This is a genomic window from Rhodanobacter sp. Soil772, assembly GCF_001428385.1.
In the GTDB taxonomy this organism is placed as follows: domain Bacteria; phylum Pseudomonadota; class Gammaproteobacteria; order Xanthomonadales; family Rhodanobacteraceae; genus Rhodanobacter.
Window position 1 is genome coordinate 846041 of record NZ_LMSK01000002.1, and the last position, 25434, is coordinate 871474.

General features: G+C 66.6%; 24 protein-coding genes. 16 read left to right on the plus strand and 8 right to left on the minus strand.

Annotated features, from left to right (window positions below; translation table 11 throughout):
* Positions 1–68: 68 nt before the first annotated feature.
* Genes nagA through ASG75_RS10265 form a run of 3 tightly spaced genes read right to left on the minus strand, consistent with a single transcriptional unit; the run spans position 69 to position 3008 of the window.
* A complete protein-coding gene (nagA, locus tag ASG75_RS10255; protein WP_056388574.1) occupies positions 69–1202 on the minus strand; it encodes an N-acetylglucosamine-6-phosphate deacetylase in 1134 nt (377 codons plus the stop codon).
* 9 nt (positions 1203–1211) lie between these two features.
* Entirely contained in the window at positions 1212–2243 is a 1032-nt protein-coding gene (locus tag ASG75_RS10260; protein ID WP_056388575.1) for an SIS domain-containing protein, read from the minus strand.
* Positions 2244–2255: 12 nt separating this feature from the next.
* Complete coding sequence (locus ASG75_RS10265) at positions 2256–3008, minus strand: GntR family transcriptional regulator (protein ID WP_056388576.1); 753 nt, start codon at positions 3006–3008, stop codon at positions 2256–2258.
* A gap of 337 nt (positions 3009–3345) precedes the next feature.
* On the opposite strand from ASG75_RS10265, the gene zwf reads away from it, so the two are divergent.
* The 14 genes from zwf to ASG75_RS10320 all read left to right on the plus strand — a co-directional run bounded on the left by zwf (position 3346) and on the right by ASG75_RS10320 (position 21361).
* Complete coding sequence (zwf, locus tag ASG75_RS10270) at positions 3346–4809, plus strand: glucose-6-phosphate dehydrogenase (protein ID WP_056388577.1); 1464 nt, start codon at positions 3346–3348, stop codon at positions 4807–4809.
* A gap of 112 nt (positions 4810–4921) precedes the next feature.
* On the plus strand, positions 4922–5635 hold the full coding sequence (gene pgl, locus ASG75_RS10275; RefSeq protein ID WP_056388579.1) for a 6-phosphogluconolactonase: 714 nt from the start codon (positions 4922–4924) through the stop codon (positions 5633–5635).
* A gap of 115 nt (positions 5636–5750) precedes the next feature.
* Positions 5751–7568, plus strand: coding sequence for a phosphogluconate dehydratase (gene edd / locus ASG75_RS10280; RefSeq protein WP_056388581.1), 1818 nt, complete (start codon positions 5751–5753; stop codon positions 7566–7568).
* A 53-nt stretch (positions 7569–7621) separates the two neighbouring features.
* Positions 7622–8263: a bifunctional 4-hydroxy-2-oxoglutarate aldolase/2-dehydro-3-deoxy-phosphogluconate aldolase gene (gene eda, locus ASG75_RS10285; protein WP_056388583.1), complete on the plus strand. Its 642-nt coding sequence runs from the start codon at positions 7622–7624 to the stop codon at positions 8261–8263.
* 590 nt (positions 8264–8853) lie between these two features.
* Positions 8854–11379: a hypothetical protein gene (locus ASG75_RS16675; protein WP_056388584.1), complete on the plus strand. Its 2526-nt coding sequence runs from the start codon at positions 8854–8856 to the stop codon at positions 11377–11379.
* A 110-nt stretch (positions 11380–11489) separates the two neighbouring features.
* On the plus strand, positions 11490–13289 hold the full coding sequence (locus ASG75_RS10295) for a GMC oxidoreductase (RefSeq protein ID WP_327213312.1): 1800 nt from the start codon (positions 11490–11492) through the stop codon (positions 13287–13289).
* 46 nt (positions 13290–13335) lie between these two features.
* Positions 13336–13767 (plus strand): hypothetical protein, encoded by a 432-nt coding sequence (locus ASG75_RS10300; protein WP_056388586.1) that lies wholly within the window; start codon positions 13336–13338, stop codon positions 13765–13767.
* Between the two features lie 2 nt (positions 13768–13769).
* A complete protein-coding gene (locus ASG75_RS10305; RefSeq protein ID WP_056389287.1) occupies positions 13770–15068 on the plus strand; it encodes a hypothetical protein in 1299 nt (432 codons plus the stop codon).
* 14 nt (positions 15069–15082) lie between these two features.
* The gene (locus ASG75_RS10310) at positions 15083–16594 is read left to right on the plus strand and encodes a hypothetical protein (RefSeq protein WP_200935657.1); all 1512 of its coding nucleotides are present in this window, start codon (positions 15083–15085) and stop codon (positions 16592–16594) included.
* Positions 16595–16606: 12 nt separating this feature from the next.
* The gene (locus ASG75_RS10315; protein ID WP_200935658.1) at positions 16607–17836 is read left to right on the plus strand and encodes a catalase family protein; all 1230 of its coding nucleotides are present in this window, start codon (positions 16607–16609) and stop codon (positions 17834–17836) included.
* A 239-nt stretch (positions 17837–18075) separates the two neighbouring features.
* Positions 18076–18687, plus strand: coding sequence for a hypothetical protein (locus ASG75_RS16260; protein ID WP_157616928.1), 612 nt, complete (start codon positions 18076–18078; stop codon positions 18685–18687).
* Complete coding sequence (locus tag ASG75_RS16265) at positions 18684–19010, plus strand: carboxypeptidase-like regulatory domain-containing protein (RefSeq protein WP_157616929.1); 327 nt, start codon at positions 18684–18686, stop codon at positions 19008–19010. Before ASG75_RS16260 ends, ASG75_RS16265 begins: the two co-directional genes overlap by 4 nt.
* 3 nt (positions 19011–19013) lie before the next feature.
* Positions 19014–19490: a hypothetical protein gene (locus ASG75_RS16270; RefSeq protein ID WP_157616930.1), complete on the plus strand. Its 477-nt coding sequence runs from the start codon at positions 19014–19016 to the stop codon at positions 19488–19490.
* A 1049-nt stretch (positions 19491–20539) separates the two neighbouring features.
* Positions 20540–21361 carry a TlpA disulfide reductase family protein gene (locus ASG75_RS10320; protein WP_056388589.1) on the plus strand — a complete coding sequence of 274 codons (822 nt, stop codon included), beginning with the start codon at positions 20540–20542 and terminating at the stop codon, positions 21359–21361.
* 175 nt (positions 21362–21536) lie between these two features.
* Here the strand turns inward: ASG75_RS10320 and ASG75_RS10325 are convergent, their stop codons facing one another.
* Both ASG75_RS10325 and folE read right to left on the minus strand, forming a co-directional pair.
* Positions 21537–22241 (minus strand): RNA polymerase sigma factor, encoded by a 705-nt coding sequence (locus ASG75_RS10325; RefSeq protein ID WP_056389293.1) that lies wholly within the window; start codon positions 22239–22241, stop codon positions 21537–21539.
* A 55-nt stretch (positions 22242–22296) separates the two neighbouring features.
* The gene (gene folE / locus ASG75_RS10330) at positions 22297–22920 is read right to left on the minus strand and encodes a GTP cyclohydrolase I (RefSeq protein WP_056388590.1); all 624 of its coding nucleotides are present in this window, start codon (positions 22918–22920) and stop codon (positions 22297–22299) included.
* Positions 22921–23081: 161 nt separating this feature from the next.
* Between folE and ASG75_RS10335 the strand changes: the two genes are divergently transcribed.
* Together ASG75_RS10335 and ASG75_RS10340 are read left to right on the plus strand one after the other, a co-directional pair.
* Positions 23082–23618, plus strand: coding sequence for a DUF4142 domain-containing protein (locus ASG75_RS10335; protein ID WP_056388592.1), 537 nt, complete (start codon positions 23082–23084; stop codon positions 23616–23618).
* Between the two features lie 10 nt (positions 23619–23628).
* On the plus strand, positions 23629–23979 hold the full coding sequence (locus ASG75_RS10340; RefSeq protein ID WP_056388593.1) for a cupredoxin domain-containing protein: 351 nt from the start codon (positions 23629–23631) through the stop codon (positions 23977–23979).
* Between the two features lie 122 nt (positions 23980–24101).
* Here ASG75_RS10340 and ASG75_RS10345 read toward each other — a convergent pair whose 3' ends face one another.
* The 3 genes from ASG75_RS10345 to ASG75_RS10355 form a co-directional block, all read right to left on the minus strand.
* Positions 24102–24443 (minus strand): hypothetical protein, encoded by a 342-nt coding sequence (locus tag ASG75_RS10345; RefSeq protein WP_056388594.1) that lies wholly within the window; start codon positions 24441–24443, stop codon positions 24102–24104.
* Between the two features lie 107 nt (positions 24444–24550).
* The gene (locus ASG75_RS10350) at positions 24551–25108 is read right to left on the minus strand and encodes a dihydrofolate reductase family protein (RefSeq protein WP_082547552.1); all 558 of its coding nucleotides are present in this window, start codon (positions 25106–25108) and stop codon (positions 24551–24553) included.
* Position 25109: 1 nt separating this feature from the next.
* On the minus strand, positions 25110–25370 hold the full coding sequence (locus ASG75_RS10355) for a hypothetical protein (protein WP_200935660.1): 261 nt from the start codon (positions 25368–25370) through the stop codon (positions 25110–25112).
* Positions 25371–25434: the final 64 nt, after the last annotated feature.

Below are 25434 nucleotides of genomic sequence, written 5' to 3' on the forward strand. Positions count from 1 at the left end.
CCGCCGCTGAAATTCCGGATTGTTGTGGCGATCCGGTTCTTGCGCTGCCTCGGCCCGCCACGCGCGCTTCAGCTCCCACCGATCCAGCTCTGCTGCACGCAATACTCGTCATCCAGCACCACCAGATCGGCGCGATAGCCCGGCGCGATGCGGCCGTGGCTGCCACCGAGGCCGAGGAACTCGGCGGGGTAGGTGCTGGCCATGCGTACCGCTTCCTCCAGCGACAGGCCGAGCAACTGCACCGCGTTGCGTACGGCGCCGGCCATGTCCAGTGCGGAGCCGGCCAGCACGCCTTGCGCGGTCTGGCAGATGCCGTCTTTCACGACGATCGTTTCGCCGTTGAGCACGTAGTCGGGGTGGTCCGCACCGACCGGCGGCATCGCGTCGGTGACCAGCAGCATCTTGCCGCGCGGCTTGGCGGCGACCGCCACGCGCAGGCTGGCCGGATGCACGTGATGGCCGTCGACGATGATGCCGCACCAGCTCATCGCATCCTCCAGCGCGGCACCGACCACGCCCGGCTCGCGGCTGCCGAACGGCGTCATCGCGTTGAACAGGTGGGTGAAGCCGCGCACGCCGGCCGCGAGCGCGGCACGGATCGTTTCATAGTCGGCCGCGGTATGTCCCGCGCAGACGATCAGCCCGGCGGCGACCAGTGCACCGATGCTGGCCAGCGACACCTGGTCCGGCGCCAGCGTGATCAGTCGCACGCCGCGATGCGGCGCGCACAGCATCGCCAGCTCGTCGCTGCCCGGCGCGTGGAAGTATTTCGGGTCGTGCACGCCCTTGCGTGCCGGCGCCAGGTACGGGCCTTCCAGATGGATGCCAAGCACGCCGGGTACGCCCTCGGCCAGCGCCTGCTCCACCGCGGCCAGCGCCGCGCGCATCACGGCCACGTCGTCGCTGATCAGCGTCGGCAGGAAGCCGGTAGTGCCGAAGCGCCGGTGCGCCGCGCCGATCCGACGCAGCGTTTCCACCGTGGGCGCTTCGTTGAACAGCACGCCACCGCCGCCGTTGACCTGCACGTCGATGAAGCCGGGCAAGAGCATCGCGCCGTGCAGATCGTGCTGATGCGCATCACGCACTCGCGGATCGGCCGGCGGCAGCAGGTCGACGATGCGCTCACCCTCCAGCAGCACAGCAAGGTCGTCGTGCCAGCCGTCGGCAGCGAGCACGCGGGCGTGGGTAAGGGCGGTAGTCATGGCGATTCCCTAGACCGTCTCGGTCACCTTGTTGAGATGCGGCGGCACGTCGGGGTTGAAGCCACGGCGCAGTGACAGCTCGCTGGCGGCGCGGTAGAAGCTCTGGATGATCAGCAGCGGCGTGCATAGCGCGGGCAAACCGGCGGCCACCGGCAAGGTGCCTGCGCCGCGCTGCCCCGGCGCGGCCACGAACACCTGCGCGCCACGACTGCGGAATTCGCGCGCCACCGCCAGGGTGCCGGCCAGGGTATCGTCGTCCTGCGCGAAGCACAGCACCGGGAAATTCGGCCCGACCAGGGCCATCGGGCCATGCTTCACCTCGGCCGCGCTGAACGCCTCGGCGTGCAGGCCGCAGGTTTCCTTGAATTTCAACGCCGCCTCCAGCGCGATGCCGAGGCCGTAGCCGCGGCCGACGACGAACAGGTTGTGCGCACCGGCCAGGCCGTCGCTCAGTGCGGACCAGTCCGCATCCCAGTTGCTGCGCAGCGCACCCGGCAACACCTGCAGTGCGGCGCCCAGTGCGGCGTCGCCGCGCCAGCGCGCGCACAGGTGCAATACCGCGGCCAGCGCGGCGATGTAACTCTTGGTCGCCGCCACGCTGCGTTCGGGCCCGGCATGCAACGGGATCACCGTATCGGCCAGCGCGGCCAGCGGCGAATCCTCGACATTCACCAGCGCCACCACGCGGGCGCCGGCGGCCTTTGCCGCTTCCGCATTGCGCAGCAGGTCGGGGCTCTTGCCCGACTGCGAGATCGCGATGAACAGCGCGCCCTGCCACTGCTGCTCGGCCGCATACACCGAAGTCACCGATGGCGAAGCCGATGCCGTGACGATGCCGAGTTGCGTCTCGAACACGTACTTCGCGTAAGCCGCGGCGTGATCGGAGCTGCCGCGCGCGCAAGTGACGATGAAACGCGGCGGCTGTGCGCGCAGCGATTGCGCCAGCGCACTGACCACCGCTTCGTTCGCGGCGAACTGGCGTGCAACCACATCGGCCGCCTCGTGCGCTTCCTGGTACATCAGGGTGTCGCGGGCGGCCATCAGGATCGGTCCTCAGTCGGTCTGCAGTTCGGCGACGAAGTCGTAGATGTCGCCGCGATACCAGGAACAGGTGAACTCGACCACGCGGCCGTCGTCCAGAAAACTGCGCCGCTCGATGCTCAGCCCGGCGCTGCCCACATTGACGTGCAGCAGCCGCGCCTGCTGCGCGTTCAGCGATACCGCGCGCAAGCGCTGCAGCGCGCGGCGCGGGCGCGCGTTGAGTTTTTCGAGTGCCTCGTACAACGAGTCGCGCACCAGCAGCGGATCGGGCAGCACGCTGGCCGGCACCACGCTGCGCTCGATCGCCAGCGGTTCGTCCTGGCCGTAGCGCACGCGGTGCAGGCGCACCACCAGCGAGCCGGGCGACAGGTTCAGCGCCATCGACTCTTCCGGCGTCACCTCGCCGATGCCGCGCTCGAAGAATTCCGAACGCGGCGACAGGCCGCGCTCGCGCAGATCCTCGGTGAAGCTGGTCAGCCGCGACATCGGCTTGACGATGCGCTCGGCGATAAAGGTGCCGGCACCGTGGCGCTGGGTCAGCAAGCCTTCCTCGACCAGGCCGGCGATCGCCTTGCGCACGGTCACCCGCGACAGCTTCAGCACCTGCGACAGGTCGCGTTCGCTGGGCAGCGCCTGGCCCGGCTCGATGTCGCGATGTTCGACGATGTTGCGGATCGCCCGGCGCAGGCGCAGGTAAGCCAGCGGCTGGTGCGTGGCCGGGTCGTGGCAGATGCGGCGGTATTCGTTGGCCAGTGCGGTTTCCATGCGGCGAACGATACCAATAGCGAACCACTGATCGCAAGCCCGTCAGATCAGCCGTTCGCACCGGGCGCAGCCGCGCCAACCGGCGAAGTCGAAGTGCGTGCTGAGGGACCCTTCGGCTTCGGCCTGCGACCCGCGCCCAGAGCCCGGCCCGGACTCGATCCGGGGTGAGCGGAGTCCGAGAGGTGATTCCAGCTTGTCGCCCAACCGCAACCTGTTTTATGAATTCGTATGCACCCGGGTAGCTGATCTGGTATTTCACTGGTACGATCTTCGGCAACCCGGGTTATCGCGCCATTCGGCCCCTGCCCGCCATCCGGCATCGAGTCGAGGTGTTCGCGTGACTGCTTCCTCCCAATCGGTCGAACCGTTCGACCTGGTGATTTTCGGCGGCACCGGCGATCTCGCCGTGCGCAAGTTGCTGCCGGCCCTGTTCCATCGTTTTCTCGACGGCCAGATCCCAGCCAGCAGCCGGATTGTCGGCATCGCCCGCGAGGCGCTGGACGACGACGGCTACCGCGCGCAGCTGCGCGAGGCGCTGATCGGCGTGTGCGCGGCGGCGCAGCTCGACGTGTTCCTGCAGCAAGTCCATTACCGCCCGCTGGATGCGCGCAAGGACGAAGGCTGGGACGACTTCGCCGCCCTTATCGGCAACCAGCCCGACCACATCCGCGTGTTCTACCTGTCCACTTCGCCGGAACTGTTCGTCGACATCTGCAACCGGCTGGGCCAGTACAAGCTCAACGAAGGTGCCTCGCGGGTGGTGCTGGAAAAGCCGATCGGCCGCGACCTGGCCAGCGCGAACCAGATCAACGACGCGGTCGGCAAGGTGTTCAGCGAGTCGCAGACCTTCCGCATCGACCACTACCTCGGCAAGGAGACGGTGCAGAACCTGCTGGTGCTGCGCTTCGGCAACGCGCTGTTCGAACCGCTGTGGAACGCCGGCCACATCGACCACGTGCAGATCACCGTGGCCGAAACCCTCGGCGTCGGCCATCGCGGCGCGTACTACGACCGCGCCGGCGCACTGCGCGACATGGTGCAGAACCACATGCTGCAGCTGCTGTGCATGGTGGCGATGGAGCCGCCGTCGTCGCTGGCGCCCGACGCGGTGCGCGACGAGAAACTGAAAGTGCTGCACTCGCTGAAAGCCATCGACGACAGCAATGCCGCCCAACTCACCGTGCGCGGCCAGTACCGCGCCGGCGTGGCCGAAGGCGCCAGTGTGCCCGGCTATCCGGAGGAGCTGGGCAACAGCAAGTCCAGCACCGAAACCTTCGTGGCGCTGAAGGCGGAAATCGCCAACTGGCGCTGGGCCGGCGTGCCGTTCTACCTGCGCACCGGCAAGCGGCTGCCGAGCCGGGTGTCGGAGATTGTGGTCACCTTCAAGCCGGTACCGCACTCGATCTTCAACCCCGATGCCGGCACGCTGGCGCAGAACCGGCTGGTGCTGCGGCTGCAGCCGGACGAAGGCGTGAAGCTGTGGCTGACCATCAAGCATCCCGGCCCCGGCGGCCTGCGCCTGCGCCACGTGCCGCTGGACATGAGCTTTGCCGAAGCGTTCGGCGTGCAGCAACCCGATGCCTACGAACGCCTGCTGCTCGACGTGGTGCGCGGCAACCCCACCCTGTTCATGCGCCGCGACGAAGTGGAAGCGGCGTGGCGCTGGGCCGGCCCGATCCTCGCCGCCTGGGCCGGCAGCGGCGAGCCGCCGCGGCCGTACACCGCCGGCAGCTGGGGCCCGAGCGCCGCGGTGGCGCTGATCGAGCGCGACGGCCGCACCTGGAACGAAGACAGTGAATAGGCTGCGTTTACCGACGCTTCACCCGGCCCCACCGATGCGTGCGGCAGACTGGGGCTCCCTTCCCCACGATGCGCGCAGCCATGCCTGAGTGCCCGCCGCGCCACCCCTCATCATGACCACCCATCTGAACGTCACCACACACAGCTTCACCGATGGCAAGGCGCAGGCCACGGCACTGGCCGAACGCGTCGCCGAACGCCTGCGCCGCGGATTGGCCGAACGCGGCCATGCCGTGCTGGCGGTCTCCGGCGGCAGCACGCCGAAGGATTTCTTCGCCCGCCTGTCGCGCGAGAAACTCGATTGGGCCAAGGTGCAGGTGACCCTGGTCGACGAACGCTGGGTGGCGGAAACCGACGAGCGTTCGAACGCGCGGCTGGTGAAGTCGCTGCTGTTGCAGCACGCCGCCGGTGCCGCGCAGTTCATGCCGCTGTACACCGGCGACGCCACCCCCGAAGCCGGGCTGGCCACCACCAGCGCGCGCATCGGTGCGCTGCCGCTGCCGTTCGACGCGGTGGTGCTGGGCATGGGCGACGACGGCCACACCGCCTCGTTCTTCCCCGGCGGAGACCACCTCGCCGACGCGCTGGACCTGGACGGCACCGCGCGCGTGCTGTCGATGCATGCGCCCGGCGCCGGCGAGCCGCGCATCACGCTGAGCCTGCCGACGCTGCTGGAAACGCGCGCGCTGTACCTGCTGGTGGCCGGCGAAAAGAAACGCGACCTGCTCGCCGACGCGCGGCTCGGCCTCGATGCCGCGCAGCACTATCCGGTGCGCGCGGTGCTGACCCAGCAGCGCGTGCCGGTGGCGGTGTACTGGTGTCCGTGACCACCACAACCAGCGTCGCTGCAGGAGCGCACCTTGTGCGTGAAAAGCCAGCGAAGCAGCGACGCCGCAACTCCGATCGCGCACAAGGCGCGCTCCCACCCACCCGGAATGAATCATGAGCACGTTGCATCCCGTTGTCGCCGAAGTCACCGAACGCCTGCGCGAGCGCAGCCGCGAGACGCGCGCGGCATACCTCAGGCGAATCGACGCGATCGACCGCAGCGGGCCGCAGCGCGAACACCTGTCCTGCGGCAACCTGGCGCACGGCTTCGCCGCCTGCGGCAGCGAGGACAAGGCCGCGCTGCGCAGCGGCCGGCGCGCCAACCTCGCCATCGTCACCGCCTACAACGACATGCTGTCGGCGCACCAGCCGTACGAGCGTTATCCGGCCTTGATCCGCCAGGTCGCGCGCGACGCCGGCTTCACCGCCCAGGTCGCCGGCGGCGTGCCGGCGATGTGCGACGGCATCACGCAAGGCCGGCCCGGCATGCAGCTGTCGCTGTTCTCGCGCGACCTGGTGGCGATGGCCACCGCGGTGGCGCTGTCGCACGACATGTTCGACGGCGCGCTGTTCCTCGGCATCTGCGACAAAATCGTGCCGGGGCTGCTGATCGGCGCATTGAGCTTCGGCCACCTGCCCGGCGCGTTCGTGCCGTCGGGGCCGATGCCCAGCGGCATCCCGAACGAACAGAAATCCAAGGTGCGTCAGGCCTTCGCCGACGGCAAGGCGAGCAAGGCCGAGCTGCTGGAAGCCGAGGCCGCCTCGTACCACGCCGCCGGCACCTGCACCTTCTACGGCACCGCGAACTCCAACCAGATGCTGATGGAGATCATGGGCCTGCACCTGCCCGGCGCCAGCTTCACCGCGCCGGACACACCGCTGCGCGACGCGCTTACCGCCGAGGTGGTGCGCCGCGTCGCCGCGCACAGCGCGTTGGGCGACGCGTTCCTGCCGCTCGGCCACATCATCGACGAGCGCGCGATCATCAACGGCGTGATCGGCCTGCACGCCACCGGCGGCTCGACCAATCACCTGCTGCACCTGGTGGCGATCGCGCACGCCGCCGGCATCCAGTTGCGCTGGGACGACTTCGACGCGCTGTCCGGCGCGATCCCGCTGCTGGCGCGCGTGTACCCGAACGGCTACGCCGACGTGAACCAGTTCCACGACGCCGGCGGCATGGCCTTCCTGATCGACCAACTGCTCGGTGCCGGCCTGCTGCACGCCGACGTGCAAACGATCTTCGGCACCGGTTTGGACGGCTATACGCAGGTCCCGCAACTCGACGCCACCGGCACACTGCACTGGAAGCCGGTCGACAAGCAGAGCGGCAACCGCGGCGTGCTGCGTGGCGTCGACGAACCGTTCCGCACCGACGGCGGCCTGCGCATGCTCGATGGCAACCTCGGCCGCGCGGTGATCAAGGTGTCGTCGGTGCCGGACGACCGGCTGCTGATCGAGGCGCCGGCGATCGTGTTCGACGACCAGGACGAAGTGGCCGGCGCATTCAAGCGCGGCGAACTGAATCGCGACTTCGTGGCGGTGGTGCGCTTCCAGGGCCCGCGTGCCAACGGCATGCCCGAACTGCACAAGCTCACCCCCACGCTGGCGCTGTTGCAGGATCGCGGCCACCGCATCGCCCTGCTCACCGACGGGCGCATGTCCGGCGCCTCCGGCCGCGTGCCGGCGGCGATCCACGTCACCCCCGAGGCGGTCGCCGGCGGCAACATCGCGAAGATCCGCAACGGCGACATGATCCGGCTGGATGCGGCGAATGGACGTCTGGACGTCCTGCTCGAAGCGCACGAACTGGACGCGCGCCTGCCGCATGCCGCCGACCTGTCGCGCGAGCACAGCGGCATGGGCCGCGAACTGTTCGGCCTGTTTCGCCAGGCCGCCGCCAACGCCGACCTCGGCGCCGGCGTGCTGTAGCTCTGCTCCCTCCCCTGCGCAGCAGGGGAAAGAGTGAAACCCAGGAGTCAAACGTGAGCCCCATCGAACAGAAGCAGCAGCAAGTCGAAACCCTCATGCGGCTGGCGCCGGTGATCCCGGTAGTGATCATCGACGACGCGAAGGCCGCGGTGCCGATGGCGCGCGCGCTGGTCGCCGGCGGCATTTCGACGATCGAGGTCACCCTGCGCACGAGCGCCGCGCTGGAGGCGATCCGCGCGATTGCCGCCGAAGTGGAAGGCGCCGTGGTCGGTTGCGGCACCGCGCTGACCGCGCGCGACCTGCAGGCCGCGCTGCAGGCCGGCGCCCGCTTTGCCGTGTCGCCCGGCACCTCGCCGCGCCTGCTCGACGCCGCCGACGACAGCGCATTGCCGCTGCTGCCCGGCGTCGCCACCGCCAGCGAGGCGATGGCCCTGCTCGAACGCGGCTATCGCCACCTGAAGTTCTTCCCCGCGGTGCCGGCCGGCGGCACCAAGCTGCTCGGCGCCTGGGCCAGCCCGCTGCCGCAGATCCGCTTCTGCCCCACTGGCGGCATCAGCCTGGTCAACGCCGCGGACTTCCTCGCCTTGCCGAACGTGCTGTGCGTCGGCGGCTCATGGCTCACGCCCGCCGACAAACTGGCCAGCGGCGACTGGGCCGGCATCGAGTTGCTGGCACGCGAGGCGGCCGCCCTCTAGGCAATGTCTGGGCAAGCCTTTGCTCGTCATTCCGGCGAAAGCTGGAATGACGGCTTGTTCGGAGCTTCCCCGGGAGGCGCCTCGGATGGCCGACATTCCTGCGCGCCAGCAGCCGGCCGATAGTCGGCGAGTCGCGAGCGGTCGGCGTTTTCAACCCGGGCGTCGTCGCTGATCCGGACTCGCGACTGAAGAAAATCACAGGAAGTGATTTTCTTCACAAGCTCGCAGTCAAACGCAGCCGGGCACCGCAACCTCGCCTAGCGCTTTCAGACTGGGGCAGTCCATACCCACTCTGATGGTTCGCTGGGTCACCGGTGACCCAGGGCCACCGTGCGCATGACACGCCAACCCCTTGCATGGACCCGATGACGAGTGCCACGGTCGTGGCATGGATGTTGCTGATTCGTCCGTGGGTCGGACCATCTGGAAGGGGCAAAGACAGCCGCCGTGTTGCTGGCATCAGGATGTTGCAAAGCCTGACGTTTCGCTGCCGAAACGGAGTCGGGTTCGCTCTGCGGCTTCGCCGTGGAGCGGGCGGCGCGCCTGTGCATGGTTGCCACCTCTGGGCACTGGAAGTCAGGAGGATCGCAATGATTTCGTATCACTGGCGGTGGGGAACATTGTTCTTGCTGGTGGGCCTGATCGTCGCGGGCTGCTCCGCGCACAAGCAAGCCGAGCCCGGCAAGGTGCTCGATGAAGCCAGACGGGCCGGTCGCGATGGCGCTTCGTTCCCGCAGGCGTCGGAGGACTACTTCCATGACATGGACGGTGCCCTGGCGCTGACGCCGGACGAGATCAAGGGACGCAACATGTGGCTGGTCTGGAGTGGCGGCAACGACTACTTCTGGAACCGCATGAGCGACTACACGTTCGGCGCGTTCGACCTGCTGAAGACCATCAGCTCGCACCCCAGCCTGGGCTACTCGCGGGACGACCGCTGGAGTCGGTTCGGCATGGTCAACGAACCCTGCTTCGAGAAGGCGGCCGGTCCCGACAAGGATCGCCGTGGTCTGTGGTTGGACGTGCGCGGCAAGGACTGCCCGGCCGATCCGTTCGAGAATGAAAGCAAGTACCCGGGCGTGGCGGTCGGTTCGCGCGGCAAGCCCCTGGGCGACGGCACCACGCAACCGGTGGGTTCGTTCTACGGCTATGCGACCGGCATCGTCGGCCTGCGCCTGTTCCCGAATCCGGACTTCGATGCCAAGGCCGCCAAGGCCTGGGATCCCGAGCGTTACTACACCGATCCCTCCTACTACAACCGCAAGGATCTGGTGCGCCCGTACCGGGTCGGCATGTCTTGCGGTTTCTGTCATGTCGGCCCGAGTCCGGTGAAGCCGCCGGCCGATCCGGAGCATCCGGCATACGCCAACCTCAGTTCGTCGGTGGGCTCGCAATACATGTGGGTCGATCGCCTGTTCCTGTTCAACTCGAACAAGCCGGAGGGGCGCACGAATTTCATGTACCAGCTCGTGCACACGTATCGGCCGGGCACGATGGACACGTCGCTTGTTTCGACCGACAACATCAACAATCCACGCACGATGAACGCGCTCTATGACTTCGTGTCGCGCCTGGGAGTGGGCAAACGCCTGTGGCACGAAAAGCTCGCCGGTGGCGAGCGTGACAACAAGCAGCTCAACGACTTCGTCAGCAACGGCCCGTTGACTGAGTTCTATACCAAACCGGATGCGGTGCGCATGCCCCACATCCTGAAGGACGGCGCCGATTCGGTCGGCCTGCTCGGCGCGCTCAACCGGGTCTATCTCAACATCGGGCTGTTCGGCGAGGAATGGCTGCTGCATTTCAACCCGGTCATCGGCGGCAAGACGATCACGCCGATCCCGATTGCGACCGCACAGAAGAACTCCGGGTACTGGCAAGCCACCGAAATGGGTACGCCGAACACGGCGCTGTTCTTTCTGAAGGCCGCGCAGCCGGATTATCTGAAGGATGCGCCCGGCGGCGCCGCGTATCTGAGCACCGATGCGGCCACGCTGGATCACGGCAAGCAGGTGTTCGCCGATACCTGCGCCCGTTGCCATTCGAGCAAGGCGCCGCGACCGCCAGTCGACCTCGGCCTGAATCCGGACAAGTGCGCTGGCACCGGCTACCTCGACTGCTTCAAACACTGGTGGACCTGGACCCAGACCGACGACTACAAGGCGCAGATGCGCACCATCGTCAAGGCGGACGACTTCCTGCAGGGCAACTATCTTTCGACCGATGCGCGCATCCCGGTGACCCTGCTGCGCACCAACGTGTGCAGCCCGCTGGCGACCAACGCACTGGCCGGCAACATCTGGGACAACTTCTCGTCGCAGTCGTACAAGCAGCTGCCATCGGTCGGCACGGTGACGCTCAGTGATCCGTTCACCGGCGCACCGATGCCCTATGCGATGCCGGCCGGAGGGCGTGGCTATACCCGGGTGCCCTCGCTGATCGGCCTGTGGTCCACGGCGCCGTTCCTGTTGAACAACGCGGTCGGCCCGTTCTCCGGCGACCCCTCGGTGGGGAGTCGCATGAAGGTGTTCGACGCCTCGATCGAGCAGATGCTGTGGCCGCAGAAGCGCGAGCACGATGCCGTTCTCGGCGACAAGCTGCCCGGCACCATCGACCGCACGACGCAGCGCAGCGAGATCGTCATTCCGGCCGGCTACGCGCCCAACGCGCTGCAGGCGCTGCGAGGCCGGCTGCACCGCTGGTTGCCGTGGCTTGTCGGCGACGGCGACGACATCACGATCGGGCCGATACCGAAGGGCGTGCCGGTCGGGCTGCTCACCAACCTCAAGCTGCGCGCCGAGAGTACGGATCCGGCGGCGATCGCCGCTCATGTCCGCGACACCGGCGAGATGCTGCTCAAGCTCAAGCTGGATCTGGCTGCGGCCCCGGCAAACGCCAGCGACGAGGATCTGCGCGCCCGCTTCGCGAACCTGAAGGCACCGATGATGCGACTGAGCAAGTGCCCGGACTTCGTCGTCAATCGCGGCCACTACTTCGGCACGGCGCAGTTCAACCAGCAAAAAGGCCTGAGTGCCGACGAGAAGGCATTCGGCCAGGTACCGGAGTTGAGCGACGCGGACAAGCGCGCGCTGATCGAGTTCCTCAAGACGTTCTGATCTCCGGCAGCCGCCCCATGGACAGTACTGAAGGGCCCGCGTGGGATTACGTCATCGTCGGCTCGGGTGCCGGCGGCGGCACGCTGGCGGCGCGCCTCACCGAAGCCGGCATGCGCGTCTTCCTGCTCGAAGCCGGCGGCGATGCGTGCACCACGGATGCGCCATGCCTGCCGGACGACTACGACGTGCCGGGCTTCCATCCGTTCGCCAACGAGAACGCCGCGATGAGCTGGAGCTTCGAGGTTCGCCACTACGCCGAGGAAGATCGTCAGGCGCGCGATCCCAAGTACGACGCCGCGCGCGGTGGCGTGTTCTATCCGCGCGCGGCGGCACTTGGCGGCTGCACCGCGCACAACGCGATGATCTTCATGCCGCCGCACGATTCCGACTGGAACCACATCGCGCAACTGACCGGCGACCGCTCCTGGCGTGCGTCGCGCATGCGCCGCCATGTGCGGCGCGTCGAGGCCTGCCATCACCGGCGCGTATGGCGGGCGCTGCGCTGGCTCGGCATCGATCCTACCGGACATGGCTGGAACGGCTGGTTGCGCACCGAAAAATCGATGCCGCTCGAGGCGCTGGGCGACGAAGCCATGGTGCGCGTGGTGGCCGAATCCGCGCGCAGCTTCGTGCATGCCCTGCCCAGGCCCCTGCTCGGTGTCCTGCGGTGGCTGCGTCGTCCGGGCGATCCCAATGCGCGGATCTGGGGGCAAGGCAGCTTCGAGGGACTCTGCTACACGCCGCTGTCCACCGCGGGGCACCGGCGCACCGGCGCACGCGAGCGCGTGAAGCAGGCGCAGAACGCGCACGGGGATCTCCTGCACATCGAACTCGATGCGCTCGCGACCCGGGTGATCTTCGACAACGGGGGGACGGCCTGCGGGGTCGAATACCTCAAGGGGGCACGCCTCTACCGTGCGCATCCGGCCTGCAGCGATGCACCGGGCGAACGGCGGGAGGTGCGCGCGCGTCGCGAGGTGATCCTGTGCGGCGGCGCCTTCAATACGCCGCAACTGCTGATGCTCTCCGGCATCGGCCCGGCCGCGCATCTGCGCGACCACGGCATTCCGATCCGGGTCGATCTGCCGGGCGTCGGATGCAATCTCCAGGATCGCTATGAAGTGGCGGTAACGCACCGCATGCGGCAACCCTGGAGCGTGCTCGCCGGAGCCCGCTTCGAGCGCGGCGATCCGCTGTGGCAGCGCTGGAGCGCTTCACGCATGCCGGTTCCGCTGTGGCGGCGCTGGCGCAGACCGGGCGCCGGCATGTACGGATCCAGTGGCGCAGCGATCGCACTGATCCGCCGCTCGGCATCCGCTGTGCCGGAACCCGACATTTTCTGCATGGCCTTGCCGACGCGGTTTGAAGGCTACTCGCACGGATTCTCGCAAGTCATCCGCAGCCATCTCGACTATCTGACCTGGGCAGTGCTGAAGGCGCATACGCTCAATCGCGCCGGCACGGTCAGGCTGCGTTCGGCCGATCCGCGCGACACGCCGCGGGTGAACTTCCGTTATTTCGAGGAAGGCAGCGACACCGCGGGCAAGGATCTGCAGGCCGTCGTGCAGGCGATCCGGTTCCTGCGCCGGCTGACCGCACCGCTGATCGCCAGCGGCGTGATCGCCGAGGAATGCGCGCCCGGGTCGGCCGTCGAGACCGATGCCGCCCTGACCGACTACGTGCGCAACACCGCCTGGGGCCACCACGCCTCGTGCTCCTGCCCGATCGGCGCCGCCGCCGAAGGCGGCGTGCTCGACAGTGCGTTCTCGGTGCATGGCGTGCGCGGCCTGCGGGTCGTCGACGCCTCGGTGTTCCCGCGCATTCCCGGATTCTTCGTCGCCGCGGCGATCTACACGGTGGCCGAGAAGGCGGCCGAAACGATGTTGCGCGATGCGCAAAGAACGGCTTGATCGAATCGGGTTTTGTTCACTGCGGGAAACCGCGAAGGAGACTGCCATGCCGTACGACGTAGCGAAACTGCTGGCCATGACGCAAGCGCAACTGGACGATCTGTTCCGCGCCAGTCCACCCGGCGACATTCCCGATGGCACCGCCGAAGGCACGGCGATCATCGCGCCCGGCACCCAATACTCCGAGACCATTGCCAAGGTCATCAACCACTTCGGCTGGCAGGGAAAAGTGTTCGATGCCGCCAACGGCGTGTTGAAGAACAGCATCAGCATATTCAGGGTCGAGGCCATCGTCGCCAAGGTCTACAAGGGGCCGAGTTGGCTGGACGGCAAGGAATGCATCGTGCTCGACTACTCCGCGACCTCGCTGGTCGCGCACTGGATTCGGGACGAGATCCGGCTGATCGATGCCGGCTTCTATCTGGGCAAGGTGTACTGGGGCAAGGATCGCCTGATCGACTTCTGCCTGAAGTTTTGACCGTGACGCCGCAATCCCATTTCACGGTGGTGGCACCGCTCGCGGCGGGTCGCGAAGGCGGTTTGCGGGAGTTGCTGGACACGATGAACTCGGCTCCGGGCATGGCCGATCCGGGCAACGCGATGCTGCCGTTCGGCGCGTTCGAGCGCCTGCACTTCGCGCGACTCGTGCTGCTCGGCGATCCCACGCTTGCCGATGTCGAGGCGTATGGTTTTCGACCACCGCAGGCGCCGCTCTACCTCGCCTTCATGGGCGACTGCGATGGGCCGGCGCGACGGATGCTCGCCGACCTGTCGCAGCGTGCGGAGGCCGGCTTGCGGCAAATCTTCGCGCACTGCGAAGGCTTCGACGCGCACGGCGATCTGCTGACCTGGATGCTCGCGCACGACACGCCGGTGGCGGCGAACTATGTGAACTGGGTCGGCCGCAGCGTGCTGCAGATACGCCAGGAAAGTGCGCTGCAGCGCGTGCTGAGCGCGAAGGTGGTGCGCCGGCCGCTGGCATCGGGCGCCGAGGCACAGGCGGCGCGGCGCGGCCTGATTACCTTTGTCGAAGCAGAGAAGCAGGCAGGCCGACTCGCGCTGGCGCCGCCGGAGCGCACGCCATCGGGCTGGCGCATCGCCAAGTTCGCCAACCTGGTTATCGTGCCGCTGGCCGGACTCATCGCGTTGCCGGTGCTGATCGTGCTGCTACCCTGGCTCGTCTATCTGCTGCGGACGCGCGAAACCAGCGACCCGGAAATCTGTCCGCGTCCGCAGGCCGAAGCCCTGCAAGCACTGCAGGATCTGGAGGATCGCGATGTCTCGAACCAGTACACCGCGATCGGCTCGCTGAAGCCGGGGCGGTTTCGCCGCTGGCTGCTGAGCTTGTTGCTGGTGCTGGTCGACTACGCCTGCCGACACGTCTTCACGCGCGGCCGCCTCGCCCGCGTGCAGACGATCCACTTCGCGCGCTGGGTCTTTCTCGACGACAAGCGCCGCGTCATGTTCGCCAGCAATTACGACGGCGGCCATCAAGCCTACATGGACGACTTCATCAACAAGGTGGGCTGGGGCCTGAACCTGCTTTTCAGCAATGGCCTCGGCTGGCCGCGCACGCGCTGGCTGATCCTGGGCGGGGCGCGCATCGAGCAAAGCTTCAAGCGCTATCAACGACGGCATCAGATCCCGACCCAGGTCTGGTACAAGGCCTACCCCGGCCTGGCCCTGGTCGATCTCAAGCGCAACCAGCGCATTCGCGAAGGCCTGGAACGTGAGCGGATGAGCGATGCACAGGCACTGGCCTGGCTGAGGCTGCTATGAAGGCGCAGACACCGATGCATGAAATCGATCGGGACGACATCCAGGGCCTGCTGCGGTCGGGCTACGGTCATCACACCGAAGCCTGTTTTCTGCTGCTGCGAATCAAGGATCGCGAGGCTGCGCGGGCGTGGCTGGCGGCCGCGCCGGTGACGAGCGCGGCGATGGTCGAGCGGCCGGTCGGAACCGACGCGTCGATCCAGCCGGAGCCATTGCCGGAGACCGTACTTCAGTTGGCCTTGAGCAGCGCGGGGCTGCGCGCGCTGGGGATCGCCGACGACGTCATCGAGGGCTTCGCGGAGGAATTCGTGTCCGGCATGGACGGCGATGCGAATCGCGCCCGCCGGCTCGGCGACGTGGGCGCGAGTGCGCCGGAGCGCTGGCAGTGGGGCGCCGGGCAGCGCGTGCCGCATGTGCTGGTGTTGCTCTACGCCTTGCCCGGTCACCTCGACCCGTGGCGCCGCACGATCGAGCAGCAATGCATGGCCGGCTTCGACACGCTGGCTTGCCTGCAGACCGCCGACTCGCTCGATCGTGAACCGTTCGGTTTCAGGGATGGCATCTCGCAGCCGAAGATCGACTGGGAACGCCAGCGCCCGGCACGCGACGACGCCCAGCTGGCCTACAGCAACCTGAGCTGCCTGGGCGAGTTCGTGCTCGGTTATCCCAACGAGTACGGCGGCTACACCGATCGCCCCCTGCTCGATGCGCAACGCGACACGCAGGCCACGCTGCCACGGGCCGAGGATGCGCCCGACCAGGCCGACCTCGGGCGCAACGGCAGCTATCTGGTGCTGCGTCAGTTGCAGCAGGACGTGCGGGGTTTCTGGACGTTCCTCGACGGCGCGGCCGGCGGCGATACGGATCAGCGCGAACGGTTCGCGGCAGCGATGGTCGGCCGCACCCTGCAAGGCGTGCCGCTGGTCGCGGCAACGAAGGCGAGCGATGCCGCGGCGTCGTCAGCGGACTTGAATGCCTTCACCTACCAATCCGATCCGCAGGGTTTGCGCTGCCCGCTCGGCGCCCATATCCGTCGCGCCAATCCGCGCAATGCCGACCTGCCCGCGGGAACGCGCGGCATCATTTCGCGCCTGATCCGCACGCTGGGCTTCGACGAGGAAGCATTGCAGCAGGACCTGGTCGCCTCCACGCGCTTCCATCGCTTGTTGCGCCGCGGGCGCAAGTACGGGGCTGCGACGCTGGCGGAATCGCTGGCCGGCCCACCCGGCGCGCCAGTCGGGCTGCACTTCATCTGTCTGGGTGCCAACCTCGCGCGCCAGTTCGAGTTCGTGCAGGACGCCTGGCTGACGGGAACGAAGTTCGACGGACTGACTGCCGAGAGCGATCCGCAACTCGGCACACGCATCCCGGCGCCGGATGGCACGCCCACCGATGGCTACTCGATCCCGCAGCCCGACGGATCGGATCGGCGCATCACCGGCTTGCCGCGGTTTGTCACCGTGCTGGGCGGCGGCTACTTCTTCCTGCCCGGCATTCGTGCCCTGCGCTACCTGGCGGCAGCTCACTGACGGAGCGTTGCGATGAACTCGAACACGAGTCGCCCCATACCACCTCCCGATACCGGCTCGGCGATCCTGAACTGGCTGGCGCGGACGTCCATCAAGCTCATCCAGATCGAGCGCCGCTTCGACCCCTTCGTGCGGCCGGCGTTCGACGCCGTGCTGCGCGACCCGATCGCGCGCCTGACCACGTACCTGATCAACCGAAAACGCCCGAACGAAGGCCTGGCGATCGCCGAGGAACGGCCGCTGCCCGACGAAGAGCAGTTCGTCGACTCGATCATCGCCAGTTTCCAGCAGCAGATGCGCCTGCTGTGGAAACCCGGTGGCGTCGAACGCGGCGGCAACACCAAGACGCAAGGCATCGTGCGCGCCGAGTTCATCGTGCATGACGGCCTGCCTGCCGAGTTGCGCCATGGCATCTATACCAAGCCCGGCAGCTTTCGCGCGTGGGTGCGTTTCTCCGGGCCAGGCCCCTACGTCACGCCGGATATCGACGACGTCGGCTTCATGAGCATGTCGGTCAAGCTGCTCGGCGTGCCGGGGCCGAAGTTGATGGCCGAGGAGCAGTTCACCCAGGATCTGTTCGGCGTTTCTCCGCCGACCTTCGTGACGCCGGACGTGCGCGCCAACGCGCAACTGCAGATCGAAAGCGTGAAGAACGCGCAGATCTTCTATTTCCTCAACCGCCAGCGCTCGCACCTGCTCGATCTCATCATGCAGAGCTTGTGGACCAAGACGCAGAGCAGCCCGCTCGAAGCACCGTACTTCAGCTGCGTGCCGTACCTGCTGGGCGAAGGCCGGGCGATGCAATATTCGTTCTGGCCGAAGACGCGCAAGCGCACGCGGATACCGCGACTGCCGCTGCGCCCACCCGACGACTACCTGCGCGCGGCGATGGTGGCCGCACTGGATGCCGGCGACGTGGAGTTCGAGGTCCGGCTGCAGCTGCAAACCGATCCGCACCTGATGCCGATCGAGAACGCCGGCGTGCTGTGGCCCGAACGCCTGTCGCCGCGCATCCCGGTGGCGACCCTGCGCATCGCGCGGCAGAAGTTCGACTCGCCCGCACAACTGGACTTCGCCAAGCGCCTTTCCTACAACCCATGGCACTGCATTGCCGAACATCGCCCGCTGGGCAACCAGAGCCGCGCGCGCCGCCGGATGTATCTGGCCCTGTCCACCCTGCGCCACCAGATGAATGCCGTGCCGCACTACGAGCCGACGGGCGACGAGGTGTTCGACTCATGACACCGGACGGTTACATCGCGCAACGGATCGTCGGCCGGACCGTGTCGTACGGGCAGAAGGAGCGGGCTTGCCCAATGCAAGCACAACGGCCTACTAAGCACCGAATGCGTCCTCAAGAGGCAATGGGTCAGGTTGATTCAAATGTGAGTGCTAAGAACGAATCGCACCGAACTGTCAAATACGATTTCAGTGCCCATCGCAACATTTCAATATTTTCCACGCGCATGAGGTAGAACACCATGGACATTATCGCTGCCACCTCAGTATTTTTGGTCCTGTTCCTAGCGCCACTGATCCCAGCCTATGCCACATACAAACTTTTGCCGGCCTCACCGGTGCAGATCACGGGTGTTTTTGCGGGCTTGAAAATCAATGCTGGTGGCGCTTTCGCAACTTTCTTCATCCTATTTGTTGGTCTATTCATCGTTACGGATGTTGCCCGTACTCTTATCTTGCAACCCATCGAACGCACGCTGCTATGGCGGATCGACGGGCAATACCGCGTAACAGATGAGAACGGAAAGCCGCTGCATCTTAATGGTCACGACAACCCAGTGAAAGTCAGTCTTGACCCAGGTGGCTCAGCTGTCGATGACAACGGCTCATTCTCGGTCAGAGCATTCAAGATCGATGGCGAGCTGCCGACTGTCTGGGTTCAAATCCCCGGCATTTGGTCTGAAAGAGTTTCGTTGAGCTCTGGCAAAGACGATCTCGATATCGACGAAAAGCAACGTCTGGTCCTTATCAAGAATCCCGTTCTGCTCCGCGTTCTATCGAACGCATCCTCTTATTCACCGGCAGCCGACAACCTTCAGCCAGCTGCCGCCAACAACGCAGGAGACGGGCCATGAATCACATTACAGCTTCAGCCATCTTTGTTGCACTCGGAATCGGAAGCGCCATACCGTGCCATGCGGTCGAAGTGCGTGGTCGGGTCAACACACAATCGTCAGGAATTGTTGTCCCTCGGTCGAACGTGCCGGTGGCGTTGGTCCACTGCGGCAATCCAAATCAGGCCATCCAGAATACGCTGACGGATCCAAATGGCATGTACTTCTTCCCTGAGGTGGCTGCGGGAAGCTATTGCATCAACATTCCCAATTTCAACACGTTCCCGATTACCGTTCCTGAGCAGCCAGGGTACGATGTGCCACCCATTATGATGCCGAACTAAGCCATGAAGACTCTACCCATACTGCTATTGCTGCTGTTCCACGTCGCGTTGGCCGAGTCCACTCCCGCCGATACCGTCAGCTGCAGGCTAAGCGCGTATGACGTTGAACAATATGCGCGGACCCTCGGACGATCAAGCCGCGAAACCAGATTGAGCGAAAAAGGTAGTTGCCGGATCGACAGGAGCAAGCATGGACTATCGCTGGAAGCAATACCAAGCATGACCCCCCCGACCCTTTGCCGTTTCGTGATTTTTGGCGATTCCTCCTTGGGCAAGGGTTGGCAGATTCAAGCATTTGCAATCGAAACCACCAGCAATGGCTTGCATCGAACGCCGCCGAACGTGTTCAAGCTCCGGGCGGACGATCCCGAGAGAGTTGAGCAGGCACTCATAACCACGGTCACCTTTAGAGGTCCCGACTGCAAGAAATGGCATGATGCCTTCGAGCCCACAACGCCAACCGGCGATCCCACCCCTTGAGTTGCTTGGCGATTGCAGGGACACAAATAGCCACCGCAAGGAGAGTCGCGACTGGCGCGATTGCACCACAACAATCGACACGATGACGCCACATGCCGGCAGGCCGAATTCGCACTGATCGTGTCGGCGCTGCTCTCCTGTGCCGCGTCCTGGATCATCGTCCGCCGCTATCGACGCCGCATGCAGCAGTTGATGCACACGCTGCACACCGGGTAATCGGCAGCACCTGCTGCGGAGGCAGCTCCCGGCGTCCCCGCGCCAGTGGCGGTTTCGCTCGCCGACAACCGCCGTGCTGGCATGCGGCTTTCCATGCTGCTTATTTCCATACTGCTTATCGCGGTGTCTTGCCTCATCGCGCGGTCGAGCACTCTCATCCGGTATGCGGCCCGGTGGTATCGAATGGCAACGACGTTGCCAGCATTGGCTGCGCGATCACGGCATCCCACGGACTGACGCCATGGGCGCATGGAAAGATCTCCGTGAAAGACTGGGCGACCCCGGCAAGCCCAGGGACATCCCGCTCCTTTGAGCCGCCAAGCAACGTGCACCGGCGACTCGCGGTTCAGGGCTGCAGCAAGGCCCGCGCCCGCTGCACCACGTTGTCCACGGTGAAGCCGTATTCGCGCAGCAGCACGTCGGGGGGCGGAGGCGCCGAAGCGCTCGATGCCCAACATGTCGCCCTGCGCGCTGGTGTAGCGTTGCCAGCCTCGGGCGACGCCCAGTTCCACCGCCAAGCGGGCGGTGACGTCGGGCGGCGGCACGTCGTCGCGGTAGCTTTGTGACTGCGCCTCGAACAGCTCCCAGCTCGGCATCGACACGAGCAAAATAGGAGTCAGAGTAAACTTCTCTATCGGAAGCCTTTTGAAAGGCAACTCCGACCCCTGTTTTTGACCCCTGTTTTTCGACCGCATGACGCCAAGCATGATGTCCGACGGCGTGGTGCTGCACCCGTATCATTTCGTGACTGTCTTGGAAGCCATTTGTCAGGCGACCGGTTTCGACGACTGGCGCATCGTCGTGCGTTGATCCATCAGCAAGGACGGAAGCACTTGAATATCGGACCGCTGGCCCTCTCGTCGGCCCTGCTGGCGCTGCTGTTCGGCGTCGTCGCCGCACTCGCCGCCGCCGGCTTCCTGGCCAAACGTGGCTACGCCGACGCCGGCAATGCGTTGTACCTGGCGCTCGGCCTCGGCCTGCTCGGCGCGCGTGCCGCTTACGTGGCCGGCTGGTGGCCGCAGTATGTGCAGCAGCCGAGCAGCATGTTGAACATCCGCGACGGCGGTTTCGATCCGATTGCCGGAGCACTCGGGCTAGTCGTGGCGGCGCTGCTGATCGGCTGGCGCCGGCCACCCTTGCGTCGGCCGCTGGCTGCCGGCGTGGTGGTCGGCATCGCGGCATGGGCGTTCGCCGGACTGGTCGCGTACAAGCTGACCGCGACCACCCACCCCGGCTTGCCGGCGCTGCTGCTGAGCGACCTGGACGGGCGCGATGTGGCGCTGGAAAAGCTGCGCGGCCAGCCCACCGTGATCAACCTGTGGGCCACCTGGTGCGGTCCGTGCCGGCGCGAAATGCCGGTGCTGGCCGAGGCGCAGCGAGCGATGCCGCAGATCCGTTTCGTGTTCGCCGACCAGGGCGAGTCGGCGGCGGCGGTGAAGCAGTTCCTGCAGGTGCAGCGCCTGGCGCTGGACAACGTGCTGATCGACGGCAACCTGCAGTTGTCGAACCATTACAACGCCCGCGGCTACCCGACCACCTTGTTCCTCGACGCCGACGGTCGCCTGCGCGACATGCACATCGGCGAGCTGTCGCGCGCCACGCTGGCCGAACGCCTGCAGCGGATCCAGCCGCCAGCCGCCCCAGCGCCACGCTGATCTGCGCGCCACAGGCCGGCCGCGCCGACCTCGACATGGTTGCCGACGGCCGCGAACCGGTTGCGGAACGAAGGACGGCATATTGCGCTGCGAAGGGCGGGCGCGACCCGCAGCCTTTCGTCACCCGACCGGCAAGATCCAGCGCGGCGGGCCTACGGCATCGGGCGGGAGCGCATCAGGCCGTCTGTTCGGCGTCCAGCCGCGCCATCACCGCGTCGGTGACGCGGGCGCAGCGCTGGCCCATGAACGGGAACGCCCCGCTCATGGTCTCGGCCAGGGTGCCTTGCAGCGACGTGCGCAGCAGCCGGCGCGCGCGGTGCAGGCGGGTCTTCACCGTCTCCGGCTTGATCGCCAGCAGGCCGGCGGTCTCCTCGACCGAGCATTCCTCGACTTCGCGCATCATGTAGACGGTGCGGAACGATTCGGGCAGTTCGTCGATGGCGCGTTCGAGCAGGTGGCGGATCTGCGTGCGTGCGGCCGAGACCGCCGGATCCTCGCTGCCGAATTTCGAGGGGAACTGGATGATCTGGTGGGTATCGTCCACTGCCGCGTCGACCTGCTCCAGGCCGACCATGGTGTGGCGCTTGCGCAGCCGGCCGCGCGCCTCGTTCAGCACGATGCTGGTCAGCCAGGTCAGCAGGGTCGAGTCGCCGCGGAACGAATCCAGCTTGTGATAGGCACGCATATACGATTCCTGCAGCACGTCTTCCGCTTCCGAATCTTCGCCGATCACGCTGCGCGCAATGCGGAACAGGCGCTGGTTGCAGCGCTGCATGATGTGGCGAAACGCCTCGCGATGGCCGTCGCGGACCAGCGCTACCAGCGCGTGGTCGTCCAGCGCGGCGTAATCGACGGGTGCAACATGGACATGGGCTGACATGGCTTTCTCCTTGTACACCCGATTCGATGCGTGGGGGCGACCCGAAGTTCCCGGATCAGCCGGCGAGCGTGGCCAGTATCTCCCCTCGCCGCGGTTCCTGCGCGAATTCGCCGAGCAGGCGCCGGGTCTGCATCGACACGCCGTGCAGGCGCACGCCGCGCGAGGACAGGCATTCGTGGCTGGCCTGCACGATCACCGCCACGCCGCGCGGCTGCAGCACCTGGGCCAGGGTATCGGCGATTTCCACGGTCAGCCGCTCCTGGATCTGCAGGCGCCGGCCGAACGCCTCGACCAGCCGCGCCAGCTTGGAGATGCCGACCACACGCTGGTTCGGCAGGTAGGCGATGTGCACCACGCCGCGGATCGCCGCCATATGGTGTTCGCAGGTCGACTGCAGCGGGATGTCGCGCAGGATGACCAGCTCGTCGTAGCCGCCGACTTCGCCGAAGGTGCGGCTGAGCAGGCCGGCCGGATCCTGCCGGTAACCGGCAAACCATTCCTCGTACGCGCGCACCACGCGCGCCGGCGTGGCCAGCAGGCCTTCGCGCGCGGGTTCGTCGCCGGCCCAGCGGATCAGCGTGCGCACGGCGGCTTCCGCCTCGGCACGCGACGGGCGGGAGTTTTCGCCGACCGGCATCGGCGCGGCGACTGAAGCGAGGGCTTGATCGGATTCGAGCATGCGGGTGACTTCGTTGGGTTGGTCGCTGATTCGACGCAGGCGCCGCGTTCGAGGTTCCCGCCGCGCTCCGCTCGCCAGCCGGAACCTGTACGCCGCTGCTGCATCTCATGCGTACCGGCAAGCCTCGCTTGCCCTTCATCCACCCCAAGGAGACATTGCTAATGAACAAATCCCTGTTCGCTCTCGTCCTCACGCTCGGCCTCGGCTCGCTCGCGAGCGTGCACGCCCAGCAGGCGCCGGCCGCCCCCGCGATCAACGACGCGCAGATCGCCCACATCGCCTACACCGCCGGCGCGATCGACGTCACCGCCGCCAAGCAGGCGCTGAACAAGTCGCACAACAAGGCGGTGATCGAGTTCGCCAAGGAAATGGCGCGTGACCACGCTGCCGTGAACGACCAGGCCCTGGCGCTGGCCAAGAAACTGGGCGTCACCCCGGCCGACAACGCCACCAGCCAGTCGCTGGCCAAGGGCGCCGCCGCCGAACAGACCAAGCTCGCCGCGCTCAGCGGCGCCGCCTACGACAAGGCCTATGCCGACAACGAAGTGGCGTTCCACAAGGCCGTGCTGGCCGCACTCGACGGCACGCTGATTCCGGCCACGCAGAACGCGGAGCTGAAGTCCCTGCTGGAAACCGGCTCGAAGCTGTTCCACGAACACCAGATGCACGCCGAGCACCTGGCTGCCAGCCTGAAGTAAGGAGCGCACCATGTTCCGCAGCACGATTATGGCCGTCAGCCTGCTGACCCTGAGCCTGGGCCTTGCCTCGGCATTCGCGGCCACCCCGGCCACAGCGTCGGCGACCACGCAAGCACAGACCGTGCACGTGATCGTGCTCGACAAGATGGTGTTTGGTCCGATGCCCACCGGCGTACGCGCCGGTGACATCATCGAGTGGGTCAATCACGACATCTTCGAACACAGCGCCACCGCCCGCGACGGCAGCTTCGACATCGACCTGAAACCGGGCGCCACCGTGCGCACCACGGCCAAGGCCGGTTCGTTCGCGTTTTTCTGCAAGTTCCACCCTGGCATGACCGGCACCCTGGTCGCCAAGTAACCCGGCAGCAACTCTCTCCCCTCGAGGTTGCAAGGTCGTCCTACCACGGCCTTGCATGCTGCCGGTCCCCCGGTCGCAGCGCTGGATCGAAGCGATCCCGTTGCGGCCGTTTTTTTGCCGGTTCACTCGCCCGGCGGCACCCTGGTCAGCTCCACCCCGTCGACCGTCATCTTCCACGCGCCGCCATCCTCGTGAGGCGGCATGGACACCACGAAGGTGGTCTTGACCGGGCCGACACCCACCACGAAATTGTCGCCCTCGAACGCCTGCAGCGGACCGTTGACGGACTTGCTCATGCCGCCGTCCACCCGCTTGTAGTTCACGTTGCCGCTCTCGGTGATCAGCAGCGACATCGTCGGCGATCGCCACTGCCCGGCATACGCCACCTTCTCCGGCGGCAACGGCTTGGCGCAACCGGCCAGCAACAGGCAGCACACCGCGAACAGCCACAGCAACTTGCGCATGTTTTTCTCCCCGGAAATCGAAAACCGGATTCGACCGGCCCGCTGCATCGGCACAAACCCGGAACAACATCTCAGCGGCCGCCGCGCCCGCCTGACCGTACGCGAGCTCAGCCGCCGGGACCAGGCTGGACCTCGTACTCACTTTGCACGAGGCCGCTGGCGTACGTCCGCGTCGCGACATGCCGGAGTGCGATGTCGTGCGGGATGGCGCCAAACAGCGGGATCCCGCTGCCGACAAGCACCGGCACGCGCGTGATGACGAGGCGCTGGACAAGCCCGGCCCGCAGAAAGCCCTGGATGGTGATGCCGCCGTCCACGTAGACATGCCGGATGCCGCGCCCGGCCAGCCGCGCCACGATCTCCGCCGGAGGTCCCGACATGGGCTCGACCACCGCCCCGGCGGGAGCCGGCGCGAGCGGACGGGTACTGAGCACGCAGACAAGCTTGGTGCCGTAAGGCCACGCATCGAAAGCCAGCACGGTCTCGTAGGTCTTGCGGCCGATGACCAGCGCATCCACCGTGGCCATGAACTCCTCGTAGCCATGCGGCTCGCCGCCACCCGGGGGAAGGAAGTCGAGGGCCCCGTCGACCCGCGCGATGAAGCCGTCGAGACTGGTGCCGACAAAGACCGACACCTTCACCGCCGCACCCGCATGCCTTGTCATGCTAGCGGCGCCCCGACCGGAACGCCCAGATGCAGAGACCGCCCGCGATCAGCAGGGCCACCCATGAAAACCACACCGGCATGGCGAACGGCCCCACCTGCACCGGCCACTGGTTGAAGAGCCGCAACGCCTGAACGACCGCGACTACGCCGAAGACCACACCCGACACCCGCGCGTATTTGCCTCGCATGATGGCACCCTCCTCTTCAGCGACATCGCGGATGATCCGATGCCCGAACGAACGGCGAAACGGCGGCGACACGATGGACCGTCGTGGCTAGTGGCCATGACGGCGCCGGACGCGGGGCAACCGACGTCGGCAAAGT

Coding starts and splice junctions, on each gene's coding strand:
- ASG75_RS10325 (WP_056389293.1), bottom strand. CDS start 22,241: ATGTCAGCCCATGTCCATGTTGCACCCGTCGATTACGCCGCGCTGGAC.
- ASG75_RS10300 (WP_056388586.1), top strand. CDS start 13,336: ATGCCGTACGACGTAGCGAAACTGCTGGCCATGACGCAAGCGCAACTG.
- ASG75_RS10335 (WP_056388592.1), top strand. CDS start 23,082: ATGAACAAATCCCTGTTCGCTCTCGTCCTCACGCTCGGCCTCGGCTCG.
- nagA (WP_056388574.1), bottom strand. CDS start 1,202: ATGACTACCGCCCTTACCCACGCCCGCGTGCTCGCTGCCGACGGCTGG.
- ASG75_RS16675 (WP_056388584.1), top strand. CDS start 8,854: ATGATTTCGTATCACTGGCGGTGGGGAACATTGTTCTTGCTGGTGGGC.
- ASG75_RS16265 (WP_157616929.1), top strand. CDS start 18,684: ATGAATCACATTACAGCTTCAGCCATCTTTGTTGCACTCGGAATCGGA.
- ASG75_RS10260 (WP_056388575.1), bottom strand. CDS start 2,243: ATGGCCGCCCGCGACACCCTGATGTACCAGGAAGCGCACGAGGCGGCC.
- ASG75_RS10340 (WP_056388593.1), top strand. CDS start 23,629: ATGTTCCGCAGCACGATTATGGCCGTCAGCCTGCTGACCCTGAGCCTG.
- pgl (WP_056388579.1), top strand. CDS start 4,922: ATGACCACCCATCTGAACGTCACCACACACAGCTTCACCGATGGCAAG.
- ASG75_RS10315 (WP_200935658.1), top strand. CDS start 16,607: ATGAACTCGAACACGAGTCGCCCCATACCACCTCCCGATACCGGCTCG.
- ASG75_RS10310 (WP_200935657.1), top strand. CDS start 15,083: ATGCATGAAATCGATCGGGACGACATCCAGGGCCTGCTGCGGTCGGGC.
- folE (WP_056388590.1), bottom strand. CDS start 22,920: ATGCTCGAATCCGATCAAGCCCTCGCTTCAGTCGCCGCGCCGATGCCG.
- ASG75_RS10350 (WP_082547552.1), bottom strand. CDS start 25,108: ATGACAAGGCATGCGGGTGCGGCGGTGAAGGTGTCGGTCTTTGTCGGC.
- ASG75_RS10295 (WP_327213312.1), top strand. CDS start 11,490: ATGCGCGTCTTCCTGCTCGAAGCCGGCGGCGATGCGTGCACCACGGAT.
- ASG75_RS10265 (WP_056388576.1), bottom strand. CDS start 3,008: ATGGAAACCGCACTGGCCAACGAATACCGCCGCATCTGCCACGACCCG.
- edd (WP_056388581.1), top strand. CDS start 5,751: ATGAGCACGTTGCATCCCGTTGTCGCCGAAGTCACCGAACGCCTGCGC.
- ASG75_RS16270 (WP_157616930.1), top strand. CDS start 19,014: ATGAAGACTCTACCCATACTGCTATTGCTGCTGTTCCACGTCGCGTTG.
- ASG75_RS16260 (WP_157616928.1), top strand. CDS start 18,076: ATGGACATTATCGCTGCCACCTCAGTATTTTTGGTCCTGTTCCTAGCG.
- ASG75_RS10345 (WP_056388594.1), bottom strand. CDS start 24,443: ATGCGCAAGTTGCTGTGGCTGTTCGCGGTGTGCTGCCTGTTGCTGGCC.